Origin of the sequence: Pontibacter arcticus (assembly GCF_003284895.1) — a bacterium.
Classification (GTDB): Bacteria; Bacteroidota; Bacteroidia; order Cytophagales; family Hymenobacteraceae; genus Pontibacter; species Pontibacter arcticus.
In genome coordinates this window covers 473991-494771 of record NZ_QMDV01000002.1, presented here as the reverse complement: position 1 = coordinate 494771, position 20781 = coordinate 473991, and the positions used below count along the sequence as shown (strand labels likewise).

General features: G+C 43.7%; 23 protein-coding genes and 1 tRNA gene. 9 read left to right on the top strand and 15 right to left on the bottom strand.

The window, feature by feature from the left end:
- Nucleotides 1-73: 73 nt before the first annotated feature.
- On the bottom strand, nt 74-1729 hold the full coding sequence (locus DP923_RS07300) for an ABC transporter substrate-binding protein (RefSeq protein WP_112305614.1): 1656 nt from the start codon (nt 1727-1729) through the stop codon (nt 74-76).
- Between the two features lie 73 nt (nt 1730-1802).
- Between DP923_RS07300 and DP923_RS07295 the strand changes: the two genes are divergently transcribed.
- Genes DP923_RS07295 through lepB form a run of 6 tightly spaced genes read left to right on the top strand, consistent with a single transcriptional unit; the run spans nt 1803 to nt 6731 of the window.
- Entirely contained in the window at nt 1803-2483 is a 681-nt protein-coding gene (locus DP923_RS07295; protein WP_112305183.1) for a metal-dependent hydrolase, read from the top strand.
- Between the two features lie 7 nt (nt 2484-2490).
- Entirely contained in the window at nt 2491-3276 is a 786-nt protein-coding gene (locus DP923_RS07290; RefSeq protein WP_112305182.1) for a ParA family protein, read from the top strand.
- Nucleotides 3277-3288: 12 nt separating this feature from the next.
- On the top strand, nt 3289-4203 hold the full coding sequence (locus DP923_RS07285; protein ID WP_112305181.1) for a ParB/RepB/Spo0J family partition protein: 915 nt from the start codon (nt 3289-3291) through the stop codon (nt 4201-4203).
- Between the two features lie 6 nt (nt 4204-4209).
- Nucleotides 4210-4902, top strand: coding sequence for a DUF5683 domain-containing protein (locus tag DP923_RS07280; RefSeq protein WP_112305180.1), 693 nt, complete (start codon nt 4210-4212; stop codon nt 4900-4902).
- Nucleotides 4899-5615, top strand: coding sequence for a 4-hydroxy-tetrahydrodipicolinate reductase (dapB, locus tag DP923_RS07275; RefSeq protein WP_112305179.1), 717 nt, complete (start codon nt 4899-4901; stop codon nt 5613-5615). Before DP923_RS07280 ends, dapB begins: the two co-directional genes overlap by 4 nt.
- Nucleotides 5616-5630: 15 nt before the next feature.
- On the top strand, nt 5631-6731 hold the full coding sequence (lepB, locus tag DP923_RS07270) for a signal peptidase I (RefSeq protein ID WP_112305178.1): 1101 nt from the start codon (nt 5631-5633) through the stop codon (nt 6729-6731).
- A gap of 67 nt (nt 6732-6798) precedes the next feature.
- Here lepB and ung read toward each other — a convergent pair whose 3' ends face one another.
- The gene (gene ung / locus DP923_RS07265; RefSeq protein WP_112305177.1) at nt 6799-7461 is read right to left on the bottom strand and encodes a uracil-DNA glycosylase; all 663 of its coding nucleotides are present in this window, start codon (nt 7459-7461) and stop codon (nt 6799-6801) included.
- A gap of 100 nt (nt 7462-7561) precedes the next feature.
- Between ung and apaG the strand changes: the two genes are divergently transcribed.
- Both apaG and DP923_RS07255 read left to right on the top strand, forming a co-directional pair.
- A complete protein-coding gene (apaG, locus tag DP923_RS07260) occupies nt 7562-7948 on the top strand; it encodes a Co2+/Mg2+ efflux protein ApaG (RefSeq protein WP_112305176.1) in 387 nt (128 codons plus the stop codon).
- Nucleotides 7949-8025: 77 nt separating this feature from the next.
- Entirely contained in the window at nt 8026-8811 is a 786-nt protein-coding gene (locus DP923_RS07255) for an O-methyltransferase (protein ID WP_112305175.1), read from the top strand.
- A 1-nt stretch (nt 8812) separates the two neighbouring features.
- On the opposite strand, the gene DP923_RS07250 is transcribed toward DP923_RS07255, so the two are convergent.
- The 3 genes from DP923_RS07250 to DP923_RS07240 form a co-directional block, all read right to left on the bottom strand.
- Entirely contained in the window at nt 8813-9586 is a 774-nt protein-coding gene (locus tag DP923_RS07250; RefSeq protein WP_125047672.1) for a DUF695 domain-containing protein, read from the bottom strand.
- A 64-nt stretch (nt 9587-9650) separates the two neighbouring features.
- Nucleotides 9651-10460, bottom strand: a complete 810-nt coding sequence (gene kdsA, locus DP923_RS07245) for a 3-deoxy-8-phosphooctulonate synthase (RefSeq protein WP_112305173.1) — start codon at nt 10458-10460, stop codon at nt 9651-9653.
- A gap of 122 nt (nt 10461-10582) precedes the next feature.
- Nucleotides 10583-11170, bottom strand: coding sequence for a methyltransferase domain-containing protein (locus DP923_RS07240; RefSeq protein ID WP_112305172.1), 588 nt, complete (start codon nt 11168-11170; stop codon nt 10583-10585).
- Nucleotides 11171-11284: 114 nt separating this feature from the next.
- On the opposite strand from DP923_RS07240, the gene DP923_RS07235 reads away from it, so the two are divergent.
- Complete coding sequence (locus tag DP923_RS07235; protein ID WP_112305171.1) at nt 11285-12226, top strand: hypothetical protein; 942 nt, start codon at nt 11285-11287, stop codon at nt 12224-12226.
- A 73-nt stretch (nt 12227-12299) separates the two neighbouring features.
- Here DP923_RS07235 and cphA read toward each other — a convergent pair whose 3' ends face one another.
- The 10 genes from cphA to DP923_RS07185 form a co-directional block, all read right to left on the bottom strand.
- Nucleotides 12300-14927, bottom strand: a complete 2628-nt coding sequence (cphA, locus tag DP923_RS07230; RefSeq protein ID WP_112305170.1) for a cyanophycin synthetase — start codon at nt 14925-14927, stop codon at nt 12300-12302.
- A gap of 355 nt (nt 14928-15282) precedes the next feature.
- Nucleotides 15283-15353: transfer RNA gene (locus DP923_RS07225), tRNA-Cys, on the bottom strand.
- A gap of 332 nt (nt 15354-15685) precedes the next feature.
- Nucleotides 15686-16615 (bottom strand): alpha/beta fold hydrolase, encoded by a 930-nt coding sequence (locus tag DP923_RS07220; protein ID WP_112305169.1) that lies wholly within the window; start codon nt 16613-16615, stop codon nt 15686-15688.
- Nucleotides 16616-17231: 616 nt separating this feature from the next.
- Nucleotides 17232-17636: a hypothetical protein gene (locus DP923_RS07215; RefSeq protein ID WP_112305168.1), complete on the bottom strand. Its 405-nt coding sequence runs from the start codon at nt 17634-17636 to the stop codon at nt 17232-17234.
- Between the two features lie 89 nt (nt 17637-17725).
- Nucleotides 17726-17920 (bottom strand): hypothetical protein, encoded by a 195-nt coding sequence (locus DP923_RS07210; protein ID WP_112305167.1) that lies wholly within the window; start codon nt 17918-17920, stop codon nt 17726-17728.
- 14 nt (nt 17921-17934) lie between these two features.
- Nucleotides 17935-18279 carry a 4-fold beta flower protein gene (locus DP923_RS07205; RefSeq protein ID WP_112305166.1) on the bottom strand — a complete coding sequence of 115 codons (345 nt, stop codon included), beginning with the start codon at nt 18277-18279 and terminating at the stop codon, nt 17935-17937.
- A gap of 98 nt (nt 18280-18377) precedes the next feature.
- On the bottom strand, nt 18378-18827 hold the full coding sequence (locus tag DP923_RS07200) for a DUF2750 domain-containing protein (RefSeq protein WP_112305165.1): 450 nt from the start codon (nt 18825-18827) through the stop codon (nt 18378-18380).
- 4 nt (nt 18828-18831) lie between these two features.
- Entirely contained in the window at nt 18832-19455 is a 624-nt protein-coding gene (locus DP923_RS07195; protein WP_112305164.1) for a hypothetical protein, read from the bottom strand.
- Nucleotides 19456-19571: 116 nt separating this feature from the next.
- Nucleotides 19572-20213: a hypothetical protein gene (locus tag DP923_RS07190; protein WP_112305163.1), complete on the bottom strand. Its 642-nt coding sequence runs from the start codon at nt 20211-20213 to the stop codon at nt 19572-19574.
- Nucleotides 20214-20290: 77 nt separating this feature from the next.
- A complete protein-coding gene (locus tag DP923_RS07185) occupies nt 20291-20752 on the bottom strand; it encodes a hypothetical protein (protein WP_112305162.1) in 462 nt (153 codons plus the stop codon).
- Nucleotides 20753-20781: the final 29 nt, after the last annotated feature.

Sequence of the window (20781 nt, the reverse complement as noted above, 5' to 3'; positions counted from 1 at the left end):
TGAATTAAGTATATCTAATTAAAAGGCCAGCAGCTAATTATAGTTGCTGGCCTTTTTTTATACTTTGTTTTATTTACTTTTTTCTGACACGCTCCAGTTTGAGGGTATTCATCGGGTTTGCTTCCAGGCCCTCAATATTATTTTGCGTAAGACGAACTACTTCATCATAAAAAAGCACGATCACGGGACTTTCTTCTACCACAATCTTATCCATTTCCTGGTAAAGCTTCCAGCGCTTTGTAATATCTTGTTCCAGGTTTGCCTGCTCGTATAAGCGGTCAAAGGTTTCGTTTTTGAAATGCGTTTTATTTGGCCCTGCCGGCGAAAAGTTTTTACTGTAAAATAAAGCCAGGTAGTTTTCCGCATCCGGGTAATCGCCTAGCCAGCTTTTCATAAAGAATGGCGCTCTGCCGTTGTCCACGCTTTCCTGGTGGGCAGGCGACTGGTTAATGTCAATTTGCACCTGTGCTCCTATTTCTGCCCATTTCTTTTGTAAGTATTCTGCCAGTTCTTTCTGATCAGTAACGGTACTTAAGCGCATTTTAAGCGGCTTAGCCGAAGTATAACCCGCTTCCTGCAGTAATGCTGCTGCTTTTTTTGGATCATACGTATAGCCGGGCACATTCTCCTGGCTGAAAGATGGCAATGACGGCGGTACCATACCTGAATGGCCGGGAATACCTACATTGTTCCGAAAGTAAGCCAGCATTTCTTTTTTGTTGATGGCATAGTTGAGGGCTTGCCGTACTTTCTTATTCTGCAGCGCCGGGTTAGTTTCTTTCAGATTAGCTGGGTCGAGTTGAAAGCCGATATACTCGGTATTTAAGTAGGGTACTTTCTGTACGGTAAACTTTCCTTTAAAATCATCCTGCACGGTGCCGTCATTTTTCAGGATCAGATCACGGGAGCCTTCCCGTATTCCCGATAGGAAATCCAGTTTGCCCTGCATAAACGTCAGAAACTCAGATTTACGGTCTGTTATAAATGAGATCTGCACTGCATCCAGGTAAGGTAATTGTTTGCCTTGCTGATCCTTTTTCCAGTAGCGCGGGTTGCGGTGCAGAACAATGGCGTTGCCTTCGTCCCAGAGCTTAAACATAAACGGCCCCGTACCCACCGGATTTGCCCGGAAATCTTTGCCATACTTTGCTACAGCCTCTTGCGGCACCACAAAAGCATATGGCATCGTCAGTATTTCCAGGAAAGCGATAAATGGCTCGTTCAGGTATACTTTAAACGTGCTATCGTTTACCGCCAGGAAAGCCGTATCCGAGATCACGCCATTTTTATCGCTTAAAACCTTATCGTTAAAAATCCAGGCGCCCGTGCTGGCGGAAGCCGGATCTACGATGCGTTTAAAGCTGTATTCAAAATCCTTGGCAGTTACCCTCCTACCCTTACCTCCGTTAAATATTTCACTGTCATGAAAGTATACATCGTCTCTTAAATTGAAAGTATAAACTTTTCCGTCTTCGGATACCTGCCAGCTTTTGGCAATACCTGGCCCGGTCTTTAGTTGCTGGTCCAGTTCCACGAGTCCGTTATAAAGTTGCGTGCTTGCCCAGATATTGGCCTGGTTACGGGCAAATGCCGGGTCAAGCGAAGACAAAGCTTCAGGTTGATTATACCTGAAAACCTGTTTGCCGTCCTGCTCTTTACTGCCATCAGAACAGGAAAAAATAAGGCTCGAAAGTGTGAATAAAAATATAGAAACGGTTCTGGAATGCATCGGGTAAAGTAGGTAAAATAACGTATCTTTGTGCAAGTATAACTAACCTTGGAGCTTTAAAACTACACAGATTATGAAAATAACGTACTACGGACAGTCCTGCTTTTTATTTGAAATAGGTGAACACAAGGTTTTATTTGATCCTTTTATTTCGCCCAACCAGCTTGCCTCGCATATAGACGTTAACAGCATCAAGGCTGATTATATCCTGTTATCACATGGCCACACCGACCACGTAGCTGACGCTGAGCAAATTGCAAAAAATAACAATGCCACCATAGTAGCATCGTTCGAAATTGCTGATTGGTTTGGTAACAAAGGCGTTGAGAAAACACACCCGATGAACATCGGCGGAAAGGTATCCCTGCCTTTCGGAACCGTGAAAATGGTAAATGCGATCCACTCCAATTCTTTGCCGGATGGTACGTACGGGGGCGCTGCAGCCGGTTTTGTGGTAGAATCACCTGAGAAAACCTTTTACTTTGCCGGTGATACCGCGCTTACTTATGATATGAAGCTGATCCCGGAGATTTTTGACCTGGATTTTGCCTTGCTTCCTATCGGTGATAACTTTACCATGGATATACAGGATGCCATGATCGCAGCAGATTTTGTGCAGGTAGATAAAGTGATCGGAATGCATTATGATACCTTCCCTTACATCGAGATTGACCATGAGGAAGTGAAGGACGTAGCCAGAATGGCAGATAAAGAACTTATTTTGATGGAGATAGGCCAAACCATAAGCCTATAAAGTATAGATGGGAAAAATTATTGCAGTTGCTAATCAGAAAGGTGGCGTGGGTAAAACCACAACAGCTATAAACCTGGCCGCCAGTTTAGCAGCCCTCGAATTTAAAACACTTTTAGTGGATGCTGATCCGCAGGCCAATGCCACGTCCGGCCTTGGCTTCGATCCGGCCACCATTACCAGCAGCATTTACGAATGCATGGTAGAAGACGTGAAAGCCGAAGATATTATACTTCAGTCTGCCACGATCGAATTTCTGGATCTGATTCCTTCGCATATCGACCTGGTTGGTGCCGAAGTGGAAATGATCAATTTGCCTAACCGCGAAGAAAAAATGCGCGAAGCCCTGGCTCCGCTGCGCGAGAAGTATGATTTCATTATCATCGACTGCTCTCCTTCGCTTGGTTTGATCACTGTAAACTCACTAACAGCAGCAGATTCTGTAGCTATACCGGTGCAGTGCGAGTATTTCGCCTTGGAAGGATTAGGCAAACTGTTGAATACGATTAAGATCATTCAGTCGCGGCTTAACCCGGATCTGGCAATTGAAGGTATCCTGTTAACAATGTATGACGTGCGCCTGCGTTTATCTAACCAGGTAGTGGAAGAAGTGAAAACCCACTTTCAGCAAATGGTTTTTGATACGATCATACCCCGAAATGTGAAGTTGAGCGAATCCCCAAGCTTTGGTTTACCTGCCATTCTGCATGATGCGGAAAGCAAAGGTGCCATGAGCTACCTGAACCTGGCAAGGGAGATTGCAGAGAAGAACAGCGTAGTAGCGCTGGAAAAATAATTTTATTTTTACATGTCTGACAAAAACAATTCAGCAGCAAAGCGTTCGGGCGGCCTCGGCCGTGGCCTTTCCTCTTTACTGGAAGGCAACAAATACACGGGCAAAATTGATTCGACAACCTTAAATGCTTTAAATACCATCGCAGATATAGCCATTGATCAGATCCAGACAAACCCTTTTCAGCCACGAACCCATTTCGATCAGGCTGCATTGGAAGAACTGGCTGATTCCATTCGCATACAAGGCATTATTCAGCCGATCACTGTTCGTCAGTTAGACCAGAACACCTACCAGCTGATATCTGGTGAGCGTCGTTATCAGGCCTCTAAAATGGCCGGGCTTACGGTTATTCCGGCATATATCCGCAAGGCCGACGACCAGCAAATGCTGGAAATGGCCCTGATCGAGAACATCCAGCGTGAAAGCCTCAACGCGATCGAGATCGCTTTATCCTATCAGCGCCTGTTAACCGAATGCAGCCTGAAACAGGAAGAACTCGGCGACCGTGTTGGCAAGAAAAGAACGACCGTAACCAACTACCTGCGCCTGTTAAAGTTGCCGCCTGCTATCCAGATTGGTTTGCGCGACAATGTAATCTCTATGGGCCACGCCCGTGCCCTGATCAATATCGATACCGTAGAAAACCAACTGGAGATCTATAAAAAGGTAGTGGCTGAAGAATTGTCGGTTCGGAAGGTAGAGGAACTGGTGCGTAACGTCCAGAATGCCAATAAGAAACCAGATCCCCAGCAAAAGCTTTCCTTTAACAAGTATGATCAGGAACTGAAAACCGTGGAGACCAAACTTTCTTCCCAGTTCGGAACCAAAATTATGGTGAAAGCTAATAACGACGGCAAAGGCGAGATCAAGATTCCTTTTGTATCGGTAGATGAGCTTAACCGAATCCTGGATTTACTTAATTACTAAGTATACATGAAGCTGACACAGGGCATAGTTGTAGCAATCATAAGTGCAGGCATGTATTTGTTGCCGATAGCCGGAAAGGCTCAGGTTATTACGGCCGGCCCGGATTCTGTTGCGGTACAAACGACAACCCTGCCGGATACGCTTACGCTCGCTACTAAAGTACCTGTTGCAGATACAGCCGGCGGCTTCTTTCTGAGCACCTGGGACAGACCGGCAAAAGCCGCTTTATACTCTGCGTTACTTCCGGGAGCTGGCCAAGTATATAACAAAGCTATCTGGAAAGTACCGATCATTTATGCAGCAGGCGGCGTTTTAGGTTACTTTCTGATCGATAACAACAACAAGTACCAGGACTTCAGGAAAGCTTTACTTATCCGAAACGACGGCGACCCGAACACGATCGATAAGTATGCTGCATCACCTGTTTACTATTCCGAAACTTTCCCGAGAGGCAAAGAAAACCTGCGCTCGAGCCGCGACTTTTACCGCCGCAACCGCGACCTGACTGTTTTACTGTCTATACTTGCCTATGGCCTGAATATAGCGGAAGCATACGTACATGCCCACCTCAAAACCTTTGATGTGAGTGATGACCTGGGCTTTAACGTGCAGCCTACGCTGGTTCCGGTTTATGCTTCCCCTGCTTATAAAACGGGCCTCGTTCCCGGCATCACCTTTACGCTTTATACAACCAAATGAGAATTTTACTAATAGGCTACGGCAAAATGGGCAAAACCATTGAGCAGACAGCCTTAGCCAAAGGCCATACCATCGTAGGTAAAATCAGCCATCAGAACGCAGAAACACTGCAAAATTATACTTCTGCTATTACTGATGCAGCGATTGAATTTACCCATCCCGAAGCTGCATTTGTCAATATTTCCTATTGTTTGGAGGCTGGTATTCCGGTTGTGAGTGGCTCTACCGGCTGGCTCGATAAGTATAACGAAGCAGAAAAACTTTGCCAGGCGCATAGCGGGGCATTCTTTTACGCTTCCAACTACAGCGTTGGTGTAAACCTGTTCTTTCATTTTAATGAATATATTGCCAGCCGCATGCAGGCCTATAAGGAGTACCAGACTGGTATCCGGGAAATACACCATCTACAGAAAGTAGATAAGCCAAGCGGCACCGGTATTACCACAGCCGAAGGAATTTTAGCGCATTACCCAAACCTGGATGGCTGGATTGCAGATAATCCGGAAGAAAAAACTAAATTGAACATTGCTTCGGAGCGGGAGCCTGATGTAGTAGGTACACACATTGTAACGTACAGCTCCGAAGTAGACCAAATTGAGCTTGCCCACATTGCCCACAGCCGGACTGGTTTTGCTGAAGGTGCAGTTATGGCAGCCGAGTGGATCCAGAACCGCAAAGGCGTATTCGGGATGAAAGACATGCTAAACCTGTAACCTAAGTTAGTGCAGATGAACGTAAAATTTTGGGAGAAAGCCCCCCAAACCAGAACACCGAAAAAGAAAAAAGGATTTTTACGCGAATGGGGCGATGCCATTCTGTTTGCTGTAATTGCTGCCAGCTTAATCCGTTGGGCTACATTTGAAGCCTATACCATCCCTACTCCTTCCATGGAGCGGTCGTTGCTGGTGGGTGATTTTCTGTTTGTAAGCAAACTGCACTACGGCCCGCGTACGCCTATTACACCGCTTCAGGTTCCGCTTACCCACCAGACTATCTGGGGTACCAACATTCCTTCTTATTCGGATGCTATCCAGTTACCTTCTTACCGCTTGCCGGGCTTTTCGGAAGTTAGCCGTGGCGATGTAGTGGTATTTAATTTTCCGCCGGAAGAACATCATCCAGCCGATCTGCGCACCAATTATATCAAGCGTTGTGTAGGCTTGCCAGGAGATTCACTCAGCATCCGTAACGCACAGGTTTACTTTAACGGGAAACCAATGGAAAACCCGACTGAGATGCAATCCAGCTACTTAATTGTGACTGACAGCCAGTTGGGCAACAAGTTTTTCGACGACCGTAAGATCACCTTGATCCAGCCGATACAGGGCGGTTATGCCGTACACACCACACCTGCACAAGCAGCAGAGCTGGAGAAACTTGACTTTATAAAGCAGGTCATTGCAAACATCTCTCAGCCAAGCGAAATAGAGCCTGCCGTGTTTCCGCAGGTACCTAGCAAATATGCCTGGAACAAAGATAATTTCGGACCGCTCTATATCCCGAAAGAAGGCGTTACAGTAGCCATAACACCTGAATCGCTTCCTTTTTACGAGAAGATTATACTTGGTTATGAGCACAACGAAAATGCAGAAGTTAGAGATGGCAGGTTGTATATGAATAACAAAGACGTTACGGAGTATACATTTAAGCAGGACTATTACTTTATGATGGGCGATAACCGCCACAACTCACTTGATTCACGCTATTGGGGATTTGTACCGGAAGACCACATCGTAGGAAAGGCTGTATTGATCTGGATGTCTTCGGATGCGAATGGCAGTTTCTTAAACAGCATCCGCTGGAACCGCCTGTTCAACATGATCGAATAGAAACTTATACTTACCACTAACAAAAAAGCCGGCTATACTTGCCGGCTTTTTTTGTTATAAAACATTCTTACCATTCAATCGGCTTTTCGCCGTGTTCTTTTAAATACGCATTGGCTTTACTGAAATGATGCGTTCCGAAAAAACCGCGGTCGGCTGCAAAAGGGGATGGATGAGCTGCTTTCAAAACTAAATGCTTGCGTTCATCTATAAAAGCGCCTTTCTTTTGGGCATAAGCGCCCCAAAGTATAAATACGACGTGCTCTTTCTCCTCGTTAATTTTCTGGACAACGGCATCCGTAAACTGCTCCCATCCTTTTTTCTGGTGCGAGCCGGCATCGCTTGCCCGTACAGTTAAAGTAGCATTTAGTAAAAGTACGCCCTGCTCGGCCCAACGTTCCAGGTTTCCGGTGGAGGGCATGTCTTTGCCGATGTCGTTTTTGATCTCTTTGAATATGTTGAGAAGTGACGGCGGAATACGAACGGCATCACTCACAGAAAAAGCCAGCCCGTTTGCCTGGTTGGGTCCGTGGTAGGGATCCTGACCAAGTATAACTACCTTTACTTTATCAAACGGGCATTTCTGAAAAGCATTAAAGATCAGGTTACCCGGCGGATAAACTTTTTGCGTAGTGTACTCGTCTTTAACAAATGAAACGAGATTCTTGAAATAAGGCTTTTCGAACTCCTCATGCAGGACAGTTTGCCAGCTTTCTTCTATCTTTACATTCATAACATCGTAGGGAAATCAGTTATACTTTTTGGAAACCACGTACTACCCAGAAATTAACTATATTAAATGGTTTCGATTACTTTTTTAACATACCAGATTTATGGAAACTACAACAACTGAAGGCGTAAAGGTAAGCGTTACCATGAATTATTTGCCCGATTATTCTAACCCCATCCAGCAGCACTTTGTTTTTGCTTATAGGATTAAAATAGAAAATAAAAGTGAATTTACCATAAAGTTGCTTCGCAGACACTGGTATATTCATGATGCGACCGGCGTGGTGAGAGAAGTGGAAGGCGAAGGCGTGGTAGGGCAACAGCCCGTTTTAGAGCCCGGCGAACTGCATGAATACGTATCTGGTTGTAACCTGAAAACCGGCCTGGGCAAAATGCGCGGCACTTACCTGATGGAGCGCTTGCTGGACGGAAAACAGTTTGACGCCACCATTCCGGAGTTCACCCTGATCGTACCTTATAAACTAAACTAAAGCCTGCATTTTATACTTTGCCCGATTCGTTTTAAAGTATAAAGTATGGCTGCTATCGCCCTTTACAATTCCCTTACGTGTCAGTTTTTAGCCAGGCTTTCGATTATTTGCAGTACCGGCTTCGTGCCTTAAAACTGCATGGCGTGCACTCCCCTTTCATTTTCCAGCTTTACCAAAACGTCATACTCGATAAGGAAAAGTATGAAAGTTATACTTCCGTGGAAGCGCTGCGAAAGGAATTGCTGCAGGATAAACGGAAAATTAACGTAACCGATTTTGGGGCAGGCTCTAAAGTAACGAACCAGCGCGAGCGAAGTATAAATGAAATTGCGCGCAACTCAGCCAAGCCAGCCAAGTATAGCCAGTTGCTTTACAGGTTGGTACAGCATTTTAAACCAAATACTGTTTTTGAGTTGGGTACTTCACTTGGCATCACAACTTCCTATCTGGCTAAAGCAAACTCAGAAGTCAATATTTATACATTTGAAGGTTGCCCGGCTATCGCGCAAACTGCCAAAGCCAATTTTGAACAGCTTAACCTGGCCAATATAAATCAGGTTATCGGCAACCTGGATCATACCTTAGCTAAACAACTGCAACCTATAAAGCAGCTTGATTTCGTTTTTTTTGATGGCAACCACCGCTACGAGCCTACTATGCGCTATTTTGAAGCCTGCCTGACCAGGCACCACGAAGACAGCGTTTTTGTGATGGATGATATTTACTGGTCCGATGAAATGAAACAAGCCTGGGAAAGTATAAAACAGCACCCGCAGGTGCGCCAAACCGTAGATTTATACTTTATCGGTCTTGTTTTTTTCCGGACAACGCAGCCTAAAGAGCATTTTACGCTGGCCTATTAACTTAGGCATTTTCCGGGATGGTAAGCGCTTCCCACCCATCATACTCGCCGTTTTGCTGAGAAGCCAGTTGCCATAAAATGGAACTGATCTCTTCGATGGATTCTTCATCGGCTTTATCGTCGCGGTAAACAACCAGTTTATACTCCAGTCCTTTTTGCGTATCGGTGCGCTGGGCGCGTTCTTCGAGTTTAAAGTTTTGCTGCTGGAGGGCTTTCCAGGTAGCATCGCGGCCCGAAGCCGTTTTAAAGTATAACCAATGCGTTATTTTACGCGGCACAAAAGGCTGGTCGCCCTGCTCCTCCATCAGCTGCAACATCTGGCTGTTGCGGATGCGCTGCATACTTTCGGCATCCGGGTACAGGAAACCGAAGTAGATGTTCCAATCCGGATCTTCGGTTGCCTGCGCTAACAGCATGTAATCCGGGTATTTTTCCATTACCTCGCTTACATAACCATCCAGCAATAAAATGCGGTCGCCGTAAAAATAAAAACTGCGCTTTCCGCTATACAGGGTCTTGCCTACAAACGTGACATTGAGTTTGGCTTCCAGCAACTGCACCAGCGTATCTTCAATCTTCTCGAGCATGTGCCACTCCTCTGCTTCCGGAAAACCGGTTTCGTCAGTGGTTTTTAAAGCCACAACTACTTCGATCAGGTTCGGCTTGTCTTTAAGCGGGGCAACAGTTGCAACGCCCAGATCTGTGCTCACAAATGCAGGAAACTCTTCTATATGGCAAAAATATACTTCCCAGGCTGGTGTATGGTGTTGGCTCATGCTGAATTTTACATAAAAAAGCACCGCAGACAACAAGCCGCGGTGCCTTGCAAGGGTATATACGTTAGCTGATGGCCTGACGGATACGAACTAATTTGCGTAATAAATTTTCCATCTGATCCAGGGCCAGCATATTGGCGCCATCCGATTTTGCCACACTTGGCTGCGGATGTGTTTCGATGAAAAGGCCGTCTGCACCTACGGCAATAGCCGCTTTCGCAATGGTTTCGATGAGGGCTGGTTTGCCACCCGTAACGCCGGAACTTTGGTTTGGCTGCTGCAATGAGTGTGTTATATCCATCACAACGGGTGCACCGGTTGCCTGCATTTCAGGTATGTTCCTGAAATCCACGACCATATCCGAGTAGCCAAAGCTGTTGCCGCGGTCTGTTAGAATAACTTTATCATTTCCGGATTCGCGTACTTTGTCTACAGCAAAACGCATAGCCTCTCCGGATAAAAACTGGCCTTTTTTAATATTTACTACTTTACCGGTTTTAGCAGCAGCTACGAGCAAATCAGTTTGGCGGCATAAGAAAGCCGGAATCTGCAGCACATCTACATAAGCAGCAGCCATCGCCGCTTCATCAGATTCGTGAATATCGGTAACGGTAGGTACATCAAACGTTTCGCCTACTTTCTGAAGTATACGCAATGCTTTTTCATCGCCGATGCCGGTGAAAGAATCCAGGCGCGAGCGGTTTGCTTTGCGGTAAGAGCCTTTAAATATAAAGGGAATCTGTAACTGATCGGTGATAGCAACCAGTCGCTCAGCAATTTGCAAAGCCATTTCCTCGCCTTCTATCGCGCAGGGACCGGCCATCAGAAAAAAGTTACCGGACGTTGTATGTTTTAATTTAGGTATATCGAACATGGTATTTCTATACTTGTTTTGCAAGGCAAAGGTAACTAAAACAGGTAATATTGGAGATGGAAAACCGGATTTATACTTTATAAACTGTTGCCCTGCTTTAAAGCCGCGCCGGAAAGTATAAACTATTTCTTCTGTAAAAGTATAAACAGCTCTTTGTCCTGGCGTGGCGCAATGGAATTGGTTGCCGTTTCATATACCAGGAAATCAAAGTATGGCGCAAAGTATAAACGGTACTCTTCCCGGTTTCCTCCAAAGGGCGGTCCCTCCTTTTCAAAAGTTGTATCAAACAACAAACCCATCAGCTTTCCGCCAGCAGGCAGTAATTCGGCACATTTGCGGGCATAAGCAGGGCGAAGTTCTGGTGGCAACGCACAGAAAAAAGTTTGTTCTACGATCAGATCATAGGTGCCGTCCAGGGTAAAAAAATCCTGCAATAGCAGCTGCTCTTCCGGGAAACCGGGCACGCGTTTTTTAAAATTTGCAAGCGGCGCCGGGGCACTATCGGCTAAGTATACTTGCGTAAAACCATTCCGGGAAAGAAATTCTGCTTCGTAGCCATTGCCGCATCCGGGTATCAGGAGGCGCAGGTTTTTATCAGTTAGCTGGTCGAAATATGTTTTCAGTGGCGTCGTTATACTTCCGGTATCCCAGCCGGTCTGGTTGGTTTGGTAGCGCTGCTCCCAGTAAGCCGCGTTAAATTCTTGGTTCATACTTCGGTTATTAAAGCGCAAAAGTCTTATATTTGATTTTTGTAAAGTGGTTAAATCCGGTAATTTTTTAAATTAACGCTTTCAAATCGACATACTAAACTAAACCGCAAAACTATGTCAGTGAATTCTCCTGAAAATAGAAACAATCGCAAACTGTTAATTGTGGGCCTGATCGTGATCCTGTCCAGTATTAACGGTATTCTGATTTACATGAACTATCAGAAAAAGGAAAAAACGGAGGAGCAGGCCGAAATTATCAAGGTGAAGAACAGCGAACTCGAAAACCAGATAAAAGTATACGAAGCCCTGAAAGCTGATTTCGAGCGCCAGAGCCAGGAGCTACAGGCAATGGGCCTGGAAAACGACTCGCTGGAAGCTAAAATTGCAGCCATTTCGAGTGATCTGAGCGAACTGCGTGGTTTCCGTAAGAGCAGCTATACGTTATCTGACCAGCGCCGTTTCCGCGACAGAGCCAAAGCGTTTGAAGTACAGCTAAAGCAAAAAGACGATGAAATTGCCAAGCTAAAGGCCGATAATGAAGTGTTATTTACAGAAAACACCGAACTTAAAGAAAAGCAAAACAAGCTGGCCGATAGTTTAACAACGTTCAAGACCGCTACCCGCGACCTTTCCGATAAAGTACGTGTTGCAGCCAGGCTGGAAGCACAGAACATCAGCGTAAACATTATTAACGAGCGTGGCAAAACGAAAGACGATAACGATAACGAATTCAGAGCGAAGCGTGTAGATAAAATCAGAGTGGCTTTCCAGCTGGCTAAAAACGAAGTATCTACCAAAGAGCCCAAATCGGTTTACCTGCGCATGATCGAGCCGGATGGCGCTGCACTTTATAACCTTTCAACAGGCTCTGGCTCGTTCCAGGTAGAGGGCGAAGATATGTATTACACGGCCAAGCGCGATTTTGTATTCGACAACACGCAGCAGCAACTAAATTTTGTGTACGATAAAAATGCTGCCTACAAAAAAGGCCTGCATACCGTAGAGCTTTATGCAGATGGCTTCCTGATCGGGAAAACATCGTTCACACTGAAATAAGCAAGTATACTTTCAATAAAAAAGCCCTGCCAGTTTGCTGGCAGGGCTTTTTTATTGCGTTATAATGTTTAGCTTAATCGGCCAGTACTTTTCTGTCCTGGATCACTTTAAAGCTTTCCACCATTTTAACGGCTTCCTGCATATCTTCTGTGAACACGGAAATAAAAGACCCTGGTGTGGCCAGCTCCAGTGCATACGCTATCGCGCGCATTTCCTGCGGAATGATCCGGATAGATTTATTTGGCGCTATACTTTTAATACCTTGTATAAGCGGTTCGGTTATCTGCTCTGGGGTTTTGCCACGCAGGTCTTCATCCAGACGAATAATGATTTCATCAAAAATTTGCCCGGCAACCTGGCCCAGTTCATAAAAATCTTCTTCTCTGCGGTCTCCTACGCCGGCAATAATCCCTACTTTGCGCGTGGCTTCAACTTCCTCTAAGAAAGTACCGATCGCTTTCATGCCGCCAACGTTATGGGCATAATCCACGAGCACTTCAAAATCCGGAAACTTAAACAGGTTCATACGTCCCGGCGTTTTGCTCGGTGATGGCAGGAAGGTGCGCAGGGCCGTTTTTATATCTTCGATCTCGAAGTGAGAAATGTAACCAGCCAACGTTGCCGCCAGAATGTTTTCGATATTGAATTTAGCTTTACCACCGAAAGTAAGCGGTATATCCGCCACACGATCAATCCGGATCTTGTAACTGTTCTTGAAAATAGAGATAAACCCATTCTCGAACACAGCAGCCAAACCGCCTTTTGCAATGTGTTTTAAAATGCGCGGATTGTTCTCATCCATACTAAAGAAAGCCACTTTGCACTCCAGCTCATCGGCCATCGCGTAAACCAGGTCATCATCGGCATTTAAAACGGCATAACCATCTTTGCTTACGCTTTTCGGGATAACGGCTTTTACGTTTGCCAGATCCTCCAACGTGTGGATATCCTTCAGGCCTAAATGGTCGGAGCTTACGTTGGTTACGATACCGATATCACATTGCTGGAAACCCAGGCCTGAACGCAACAAACCTCCCCGCGCGCACTCCAGCACTGCAAAGTTTACAGTCGGATCGCGGAGAACAAACTCAGCGCTGTAAGAGCCGGTGGTGTCACCTTTTTCAAGTAACTTATCCTGAATGTAAATGCCATCCGTTGTCGTGAACCCTACCTGGTAGCCTTTGCTTTTTACCATGTGCGCAATCAGGCGGGTGGTTGTTGTTTTACCATTCGTGCCTGTTACAGCGATGATCGGAATACGGGACGGGGTACCATGTGGGAACAACATATCAATTACGGGCTCGGCCACGTTACGCGCCAGGCCATAAGTAGGCGAAATATGCATCCTGAAGCCAGGTGCCGCATTTACTTCCAGCACCGCGCCACGGGCTTCGTTTAATGGGATGGCAATGTCCGTCGTCATCACATCGATGCCGCAGATATCCAGCCCGATCAGGCCGGCTATGCGCTCCGCCATCAGAATATTGTATGGGTCAACCAAGTCGGTTACATCGGTGGCAGTACCGCCCGTGCTGATGTTGGCTGTACTTTTTAAGTATAAAATCTCGCCGGGTGCCAGTATAGATTTAGAGGTCAGGTTGCGGCTTTTCAGTATACTTTGCGTGTGCTTGTCGATTTTGATCTGGGTAAGCACTTTTTCGTGGCCTACTCCCCTGCGCGGGTCTTTGTTTTCACGTTCGATCAGTTGTTGTATGGTAGATGTGCCATCGCCGGTAACCATAGCCGGCGTACGTTTGGCAGCAGCTACAAACTTGCCGTTTATCACGAGTAACCTGAAATCGAAGCCTTCAATAAATTGCTCCACCATCACGGCCGAGGAATATTTACGCGCTTCTGCAAAACCTTTCTGGGCATCTTTCAGGTTTTGAATGTTGATGGTGGCCCCCTTTCCGTGGTTACCATCCAATGGTTTGGTTACTAATGGAAATCCCAGTTTCTCGGTAGCCTTCCTTAATTCTTCCAGCGAGTAAACAGTTGCGCCCCTCGGCACAGGTATGCCAGCTTCTTCCAGCATTTCTTTAGTTGCATTTTTATCACCGGCTATCTCTACGGCAAAACAAGCGGTACCACTGGTAAGCGTTGCCTGTATGCGTTTCTGGTTTACGCCGTAGCCTAACTGTATCAGCGAATGGCGGTTCAGGCGGATGTAAGGGATGCCCCGGCTCACAGCTTCGCTGACGATAGAGAATGTACTTGGGCCAAAATATTCGTCTTCCCTGATCTCGTGCAGCCTGCTGATGTCTTCCGCTACTTTATACTTTGTATTTCGGATAAGGGCTTGGGTGATGCGTACGGCAGCTTCGGCGGCATATTTGCCGGCACGCTCTTCTTGGTACGAAAACACGATGTGGTAAACGCCTTCTTCAGCGGTTTCGTAGCAACGGCCGTAACCGCTTTCCATACCAGCCAGCGTTTGTAATTCCAGCGCTATATGCTGTACTACATGGCAAAACGTGGTACCTTCTTCCACCATGCTAAAAAAGCCGCCCTCTACGCCCACCGAAGAACGGTGACTGACCATGCCCGGGAACATCTTCTTCAGACGGGGCAGAAACAAAGGATCAGCATTGGTTAAGGTATGGCTCTGCTCTTCCAGCGCCAGTTTAATTACAATAATTTTAGGGTGTTTTACTGACCAGTAATTTGGCCCACGCATAACGCGCAGCTCTATGATTTTCATGGGTTGGTTACGCTAAAACGTATAGTTAGTAGTTCTGAGAGAAGTTGTATGGCTGCAGCCCCCTGCCTGGCAAGGAAGCTACTCCGCTATTATGGCAGCTATGGTTATAACAGGCATAATAGTTAGCTTTAAGATGCTCCTATAAGTATACTTTGTGCTGGTGAAGATCAGGTATAGTTTGGTTTAATAACCGAAGCATACGGTTAAAAAGTATAAAAGATACCTTTTTGAGGAGATAGGCCGGTTTTTTGCTTTTTTAAACTAAAAACGATGTCTGCTGTTGGAAGCAGAAACGGAACCTTAAAGTATGAAAACAAAAATCCCGATAAGCTAGAGCCTATCGGGATTCAGGAAGAGGTAACGAGCGGATTCGAACCGCTGTAGCAGCTTTTGCAGAGCTGAGCCTAGCCACTCGGCCACGTTACCGTGATTGGGAATGCAAATATACACAGAGATGTAGCTAAGTCAAATTTTAAGCTTCATATTTTATACTTTTTACGTTGCCAGATCTCAAAACAGTTGGCTTTAAAGAACTTAGAAGTATAAAAAATTCCTCATCCGTGAAGCTATTTAACCTTTTGACAACATAAAGCGGGCTTCCTGCTTTTCTATCTGAATGATAGATCTTATTTAGGAATCAGCTAGCCAAAAAGCTTACATTGAGTTGTACAACCGATAGTGACCAAATTCAAAACTTTAAAATTAAACTTTTATTTGCTTTAGGCTCCAATCCTTACAAAAGCATGAGAATAGTTTCTTTATTTCGACCACGTTTTAATTGCTTCTTTAAACTGAGATTGCTGGTCAATAAAAACATTATGAGAGCAATTATCAAGGTATTTTACGTTGCTCTCTCCTATTTCACTCTGTAGTGCTTTAACCTGGCTGACAGCATAAAGTCCATCGTCTTTGCCATACAGGCCTCGTACTTTTATGTTTTTTGCTTTCAGGTTTTTTAGATTAGCTGTTAAATCCAGTGTCGTATACTTTTCGTTTTTCCAGAAGCCCTGTGGTGCCTGGTACGACATCTGGGAGGCATGCTTTGTTATAAGTGTATCTGTTTTAAATTTTGCATAAATAGCTTTTGCCTCCTCTGTAGGGTTTTTAGGAGTGTAAAATCCATTTTGCATGGCATGCATAAAGCTATAAGAACTGTACTCAATAGAACCCCTGTCCATATTTTCAAGCATGGCAATATAGTTAAGATTTACCTTGTCGTTTTTTGCCTGATAAATTTCTTTGGACTTTGCGATGATCGTTGTAAACGTTTCTTGTAAAGAAACCGGTGCTCCAACCAGGATAATCGATTGAATTTTTTCAGGATGCTTTTCTGCAAATAACGTAGCCACTACCCCACCAAAACTATGACCGATCAGCATCGACTTTTTTAGTCCGTACTTCTGATAGATAGCGTTTAAATCGTCGAATGTTTCTTTGAATGTGAATTGTGCGTTAGCAGCTTCGCTACGGCCTTCGCCGCGTCTGTCGTAAACTATCACATAAAAGCCTTCATCTGCAAGCTTTTGGGCAGTTGTTGCTTCGAAGTTTGCACTATTATAACCCGGCCCTCCATGAAGAAATATGACTGGTTTGCTTTTACTGTTTCCAAAAGTTTTAGTGTAAATACTTTGGCCATTAGCAAACATGGTTGCCAGAAGTATAAAAAAAGAAGTTATAAGGGCTTTCATTGATAAAGGTATTTAACAGGTGAATCGGATAAGGTGACGGTCTTATGAATCGGTTTAGAAAAATAAGCTAAAACCTGATTTTTCACTAAGCATTGATGAAAAAACTGTATTATTTTTTTCGTAGTATAGCCTTCACTAAGCTAAATTTAACAGCATGTATGTAGAGTTGCTTGTCCGATGCGGCAGACAAGTATATAAGCAGGCCGGTTTCTCCTTTCCTAGAAAATGCTTCGTTCTGGACTGAAATGTTACTGCTCCAGGGATTTAGCCGCCTTCATTAAAGATAACCTGAGGCTGAAGCTCTTTAAATAACGTTTTATAATAGTAAATTCACTGGACGTTATCACGGGTATGGCCGCACCCGATGTACAGCAATCGCTTGCTTCCCTTTTTTAAGTCGATCTCATACAGAGCCCCAGTGGTTTCTAATTGCTGACTTACTGTAACATAATCAATTATCGGGTACTCCTCGCCTCTGGGCAGCTTTATATCACAAGAGAAGTGCGATACATATTTGGATCAGATGTATAGGTTTCATTATTAAATTGCAACGGACTCGTGTAAGCAGCGGCGATGGCCGTCGGCCGAGATGCCGTTTAAACAATGTTGGGCAGCGTTATTTTTTCTCCCAAGGTTTGTTGTATTCCTTATAATCGCTCCACTTCATTTTTAAAGCTTCAAGAAGTTTTGCGCCTGCAATTGTAATTGTATTTTCGTGTGATAGGTAAATTACCCAGTTTGCCTCAGAGTCGGTGAAGAATTTTTCTACTAGTTCATATTCTTCAATTTCAGAGACAGTTATGGCTTTATCTTCGTTGATTTCGCTTATTTCGTAAACAAGTCCAGGTTTACTCTCCTCTAAGATTTGTTTGAGATTATCTAGTCCGAATGCAGATTCAAATTCATCAAATTCAAAGTAGTCGATTGTATCAGTAGCTAATTCTCCATTCAAAGGTGTCCACAATCCTTCAGCACCCCACTTTTCTATGAGCTTCTTTCTTATCTGTTCATTCTTCATCATTATTTTAATGCTGCCCAACGTCTAGTGCATAAGGCGTGCAATGCCGTCGGCCGTAGCATGATGTTTACACAATGTTGGGTGTAGCTTTTTTATTCGTTAAGTTCATAATCTCTTTCAAGAATCCACAAGAATTCATCTTCATCATGCTTTTTACTGAAATATTTTTGAATTGACTTTAATGTCCAGCCCGTATTTGAGCGTTCAACTAACCACTTGCTTAGGAAGCCTTCTTCAATTTGGGCTGCAGTTGCTGTTCCAGTTTGATATTCTTTTTTCTTAGCCATAATTTTTGCTGTTATTAATTTACATATTTATCCCAAGTCAAGTTTGACCAAGAGAGACTATTTATTGGAGGAATCGGTGGGATAGGGGGAATTGGTGGGATAGGTGGAATTGAAGGAATCGGCGGAATTTGAGTTATAGGTTTAATAGGCCCGTTAGAAGCCCCCTTAACGAATGCAACTGTATAGCCTTCTAAATCTCTAAAAAAGCCGTTAGTAAATCGTCCAAGATATTTACCTCGATAATTGAAAACCGATTCTCTGTTTATAAATGCCAACACTTGTCGGTCTGTTAAATCATAAATGTATTTATCTTTATTCCAAGCTATTGTTCGGCCATTCCTGTCGAATATTGGTTTCATAAGTTTTATTATTTGAGTTACAGCTAACGGACTAGTATAAACGACGATGAAGGCCGTCGGCCGAGGTGACGTTTATGCCTTGTTAGCGGTAGACTTTTTTACAATTCTTTGACTTGCTTCTCTAGGTCTTCTATGCCTTCAAATTTTTGCAAGTCGAGTTTCTTGTCAGTGTTTTTCAATTCCGTTATTATTTCGAGGATTAGGTCGAATGGCTCAGTTTCATGGCCGAACATGTTCTGGTCAAAATTAGTCCCTATCAGAAGTCCGTCATTGTTCATTCCTACACACCAATTCTCCAAAAATTCTGAAAGTGGAATTTCTGTCGGAGTATAGTTTGACCATCCGTCCTTAACGCATGCCTTTGCTAATGCCTTTTCTGACCAAAAGCAAATCATCTGGATAGGATTATCAACTTCGTCTTCGTAATTGTTTGAGCTGGAGGTAGCAAATCCTTCTTTACTTTCTAGTCCGATTACGATTTCTGTTTCGCAAATCTTCTTGATGAACCGTTCGTGTCGTTGCTTGACAATCAAAGAATCTTGTATCATTTTATTATTTAAGCTTACCGCTAACGTCTCTGCTATAAGGTGGCGTAGCCAACTTATAGGTCTTGTTAGGGGTTTTAGCTCTTTGGTTCTGGAGGAAGAATCTATGATAGTCAGATAACGGGTTATCAAACCAATCATCAACATAGGCATAATTAACATTGCATGACCATTTATCATAGTAGCCTCCTTCAATGAGTTCATACCTTGCATTTTGGGCTAGCTCTTCAAAAGTAAAAGGTCTTCCTTTATTATACCTGCCTCGGTCATAAATAATAGAGTTCAAAGTCTGAACATAGAAATACCACATACCTTCTTTCTTCTCCGCTGCCATTAGTTGAACATAGTCCAGCTTTGCCGTTGAGACTGTATCAACTTTCAAGAGTAGTAATAGTGCTTTATTTTTATCTTCATTGAAAAAAATAGCACTATCGATTTCCCATTTTGTTCTGTTTATTCCGTAGAAATTCTTGATGTTTAAGGTCGCCCAATGAGCTACTGTATCCCTTGCTGCACTTCTTATTGAATTATATTCAGGTGTGTCTTTTAGTTCGCTGATATAGTTTCTTAGACACTGCTGCTGCCCTCCAGCACTTTTACAGCCAAAGATGACAAGTGAAGATAGAACCAAGATACATTATGATAATAATTCGAAGTTCATCTACCTATTTCTTTTGATTTCTTGCCCCTAACGTGCTGGTGCTATAATGTGGGGAAGGCGTAGCCGCACCTAAATTATGCACTTTGTTAGGCTCTCGTGCTTTTATTTTCTCTTAATTCTATTTCCATTGCGCGCTCATAAAAGTCCTTGAACTGCTCTTCATTATATTTTACTTTCATAGCTGCTAATACGTCTGATAGTCCAAGTCCGCCCCATTCCCATAACATAGTATCAAAGTTGTATTTATACATTTGGTCTTTAACTTCTGCTCTGATAGTATTAATTTCAACTTCTGTGATTCCATTCTTTGAAAGCAAGCCAATTAAATTCTTGTGCGTTTCATCGGTATATTCAGTATCCAAATATGGTTCTAATATCCAAGCCCAATTATTTGTCTGCTGAAAAGTTGAGATTTGATTTCTTTCGACAAAATCTTCTAATTCAGGAAACCGCTCTCTGGAAATAAAAATTGCTTCATTTCCTATTTTAAGAAAAGGAGGATAAGAGTCCAAGCAAACTGCATCTATCAAATCTACTGCAATCAATTTCTCAGGATAAGCAATTGAAGGCTTAAATGGATATTCGGTAATGTGAATAGTTGAGATATTAATGCTTGACTTACCGACTCCACAAAGTAAATTTCTTAATTCATATTCAGTCGCTCCAAAGAATGCTCCTTTGTGTTCTTTTTTATTTTCTGTCTTGAATAAGTTTTTAAAGAAGTTCATATTCTTTGCATGAAGCCTAACGGTCTTGGCTTTGCCATGACGTAGTTATGGTAAAGGCGTGGTTATCTAATTTAATTTTACTTTTTATATAGAATGTATTCTGTATGTACAATATACTGATAATGCTTTGGCTGAGCGGGATTTAGAATGATTGCTGTCCACAACTTTGTGACAGAATCACCATAAGCTAAATCAGCTTGATGTGCCTTGAATTTAACATATGCAGTATCTTTTATCATTATCGCATTGATACCATTATTCAGAACTTCATCATATGACGCACTGTCAGGCAAGTACTTTACCACTGAACTGTCAGAATATTCAGCAGGGAAGTTATCATTTACCCAGTATACTTTTGCTCTGTACCAGTCTCCGCTGTTGAGCCTTACTCGCTCACGTGTAGCAATAACGTAAGGAGTACTATCACCTTGTTTGTATAAATCCCTTGGCTCCTTAAAATTAAACTCAGTAATATCAATTTGTTCCTTTGACTCACATGAGACTAAAATTAGGAATAAGACGAGGTACAGGTTCTTCATTAACTTCTTATTTTAGATAACGGACTTGG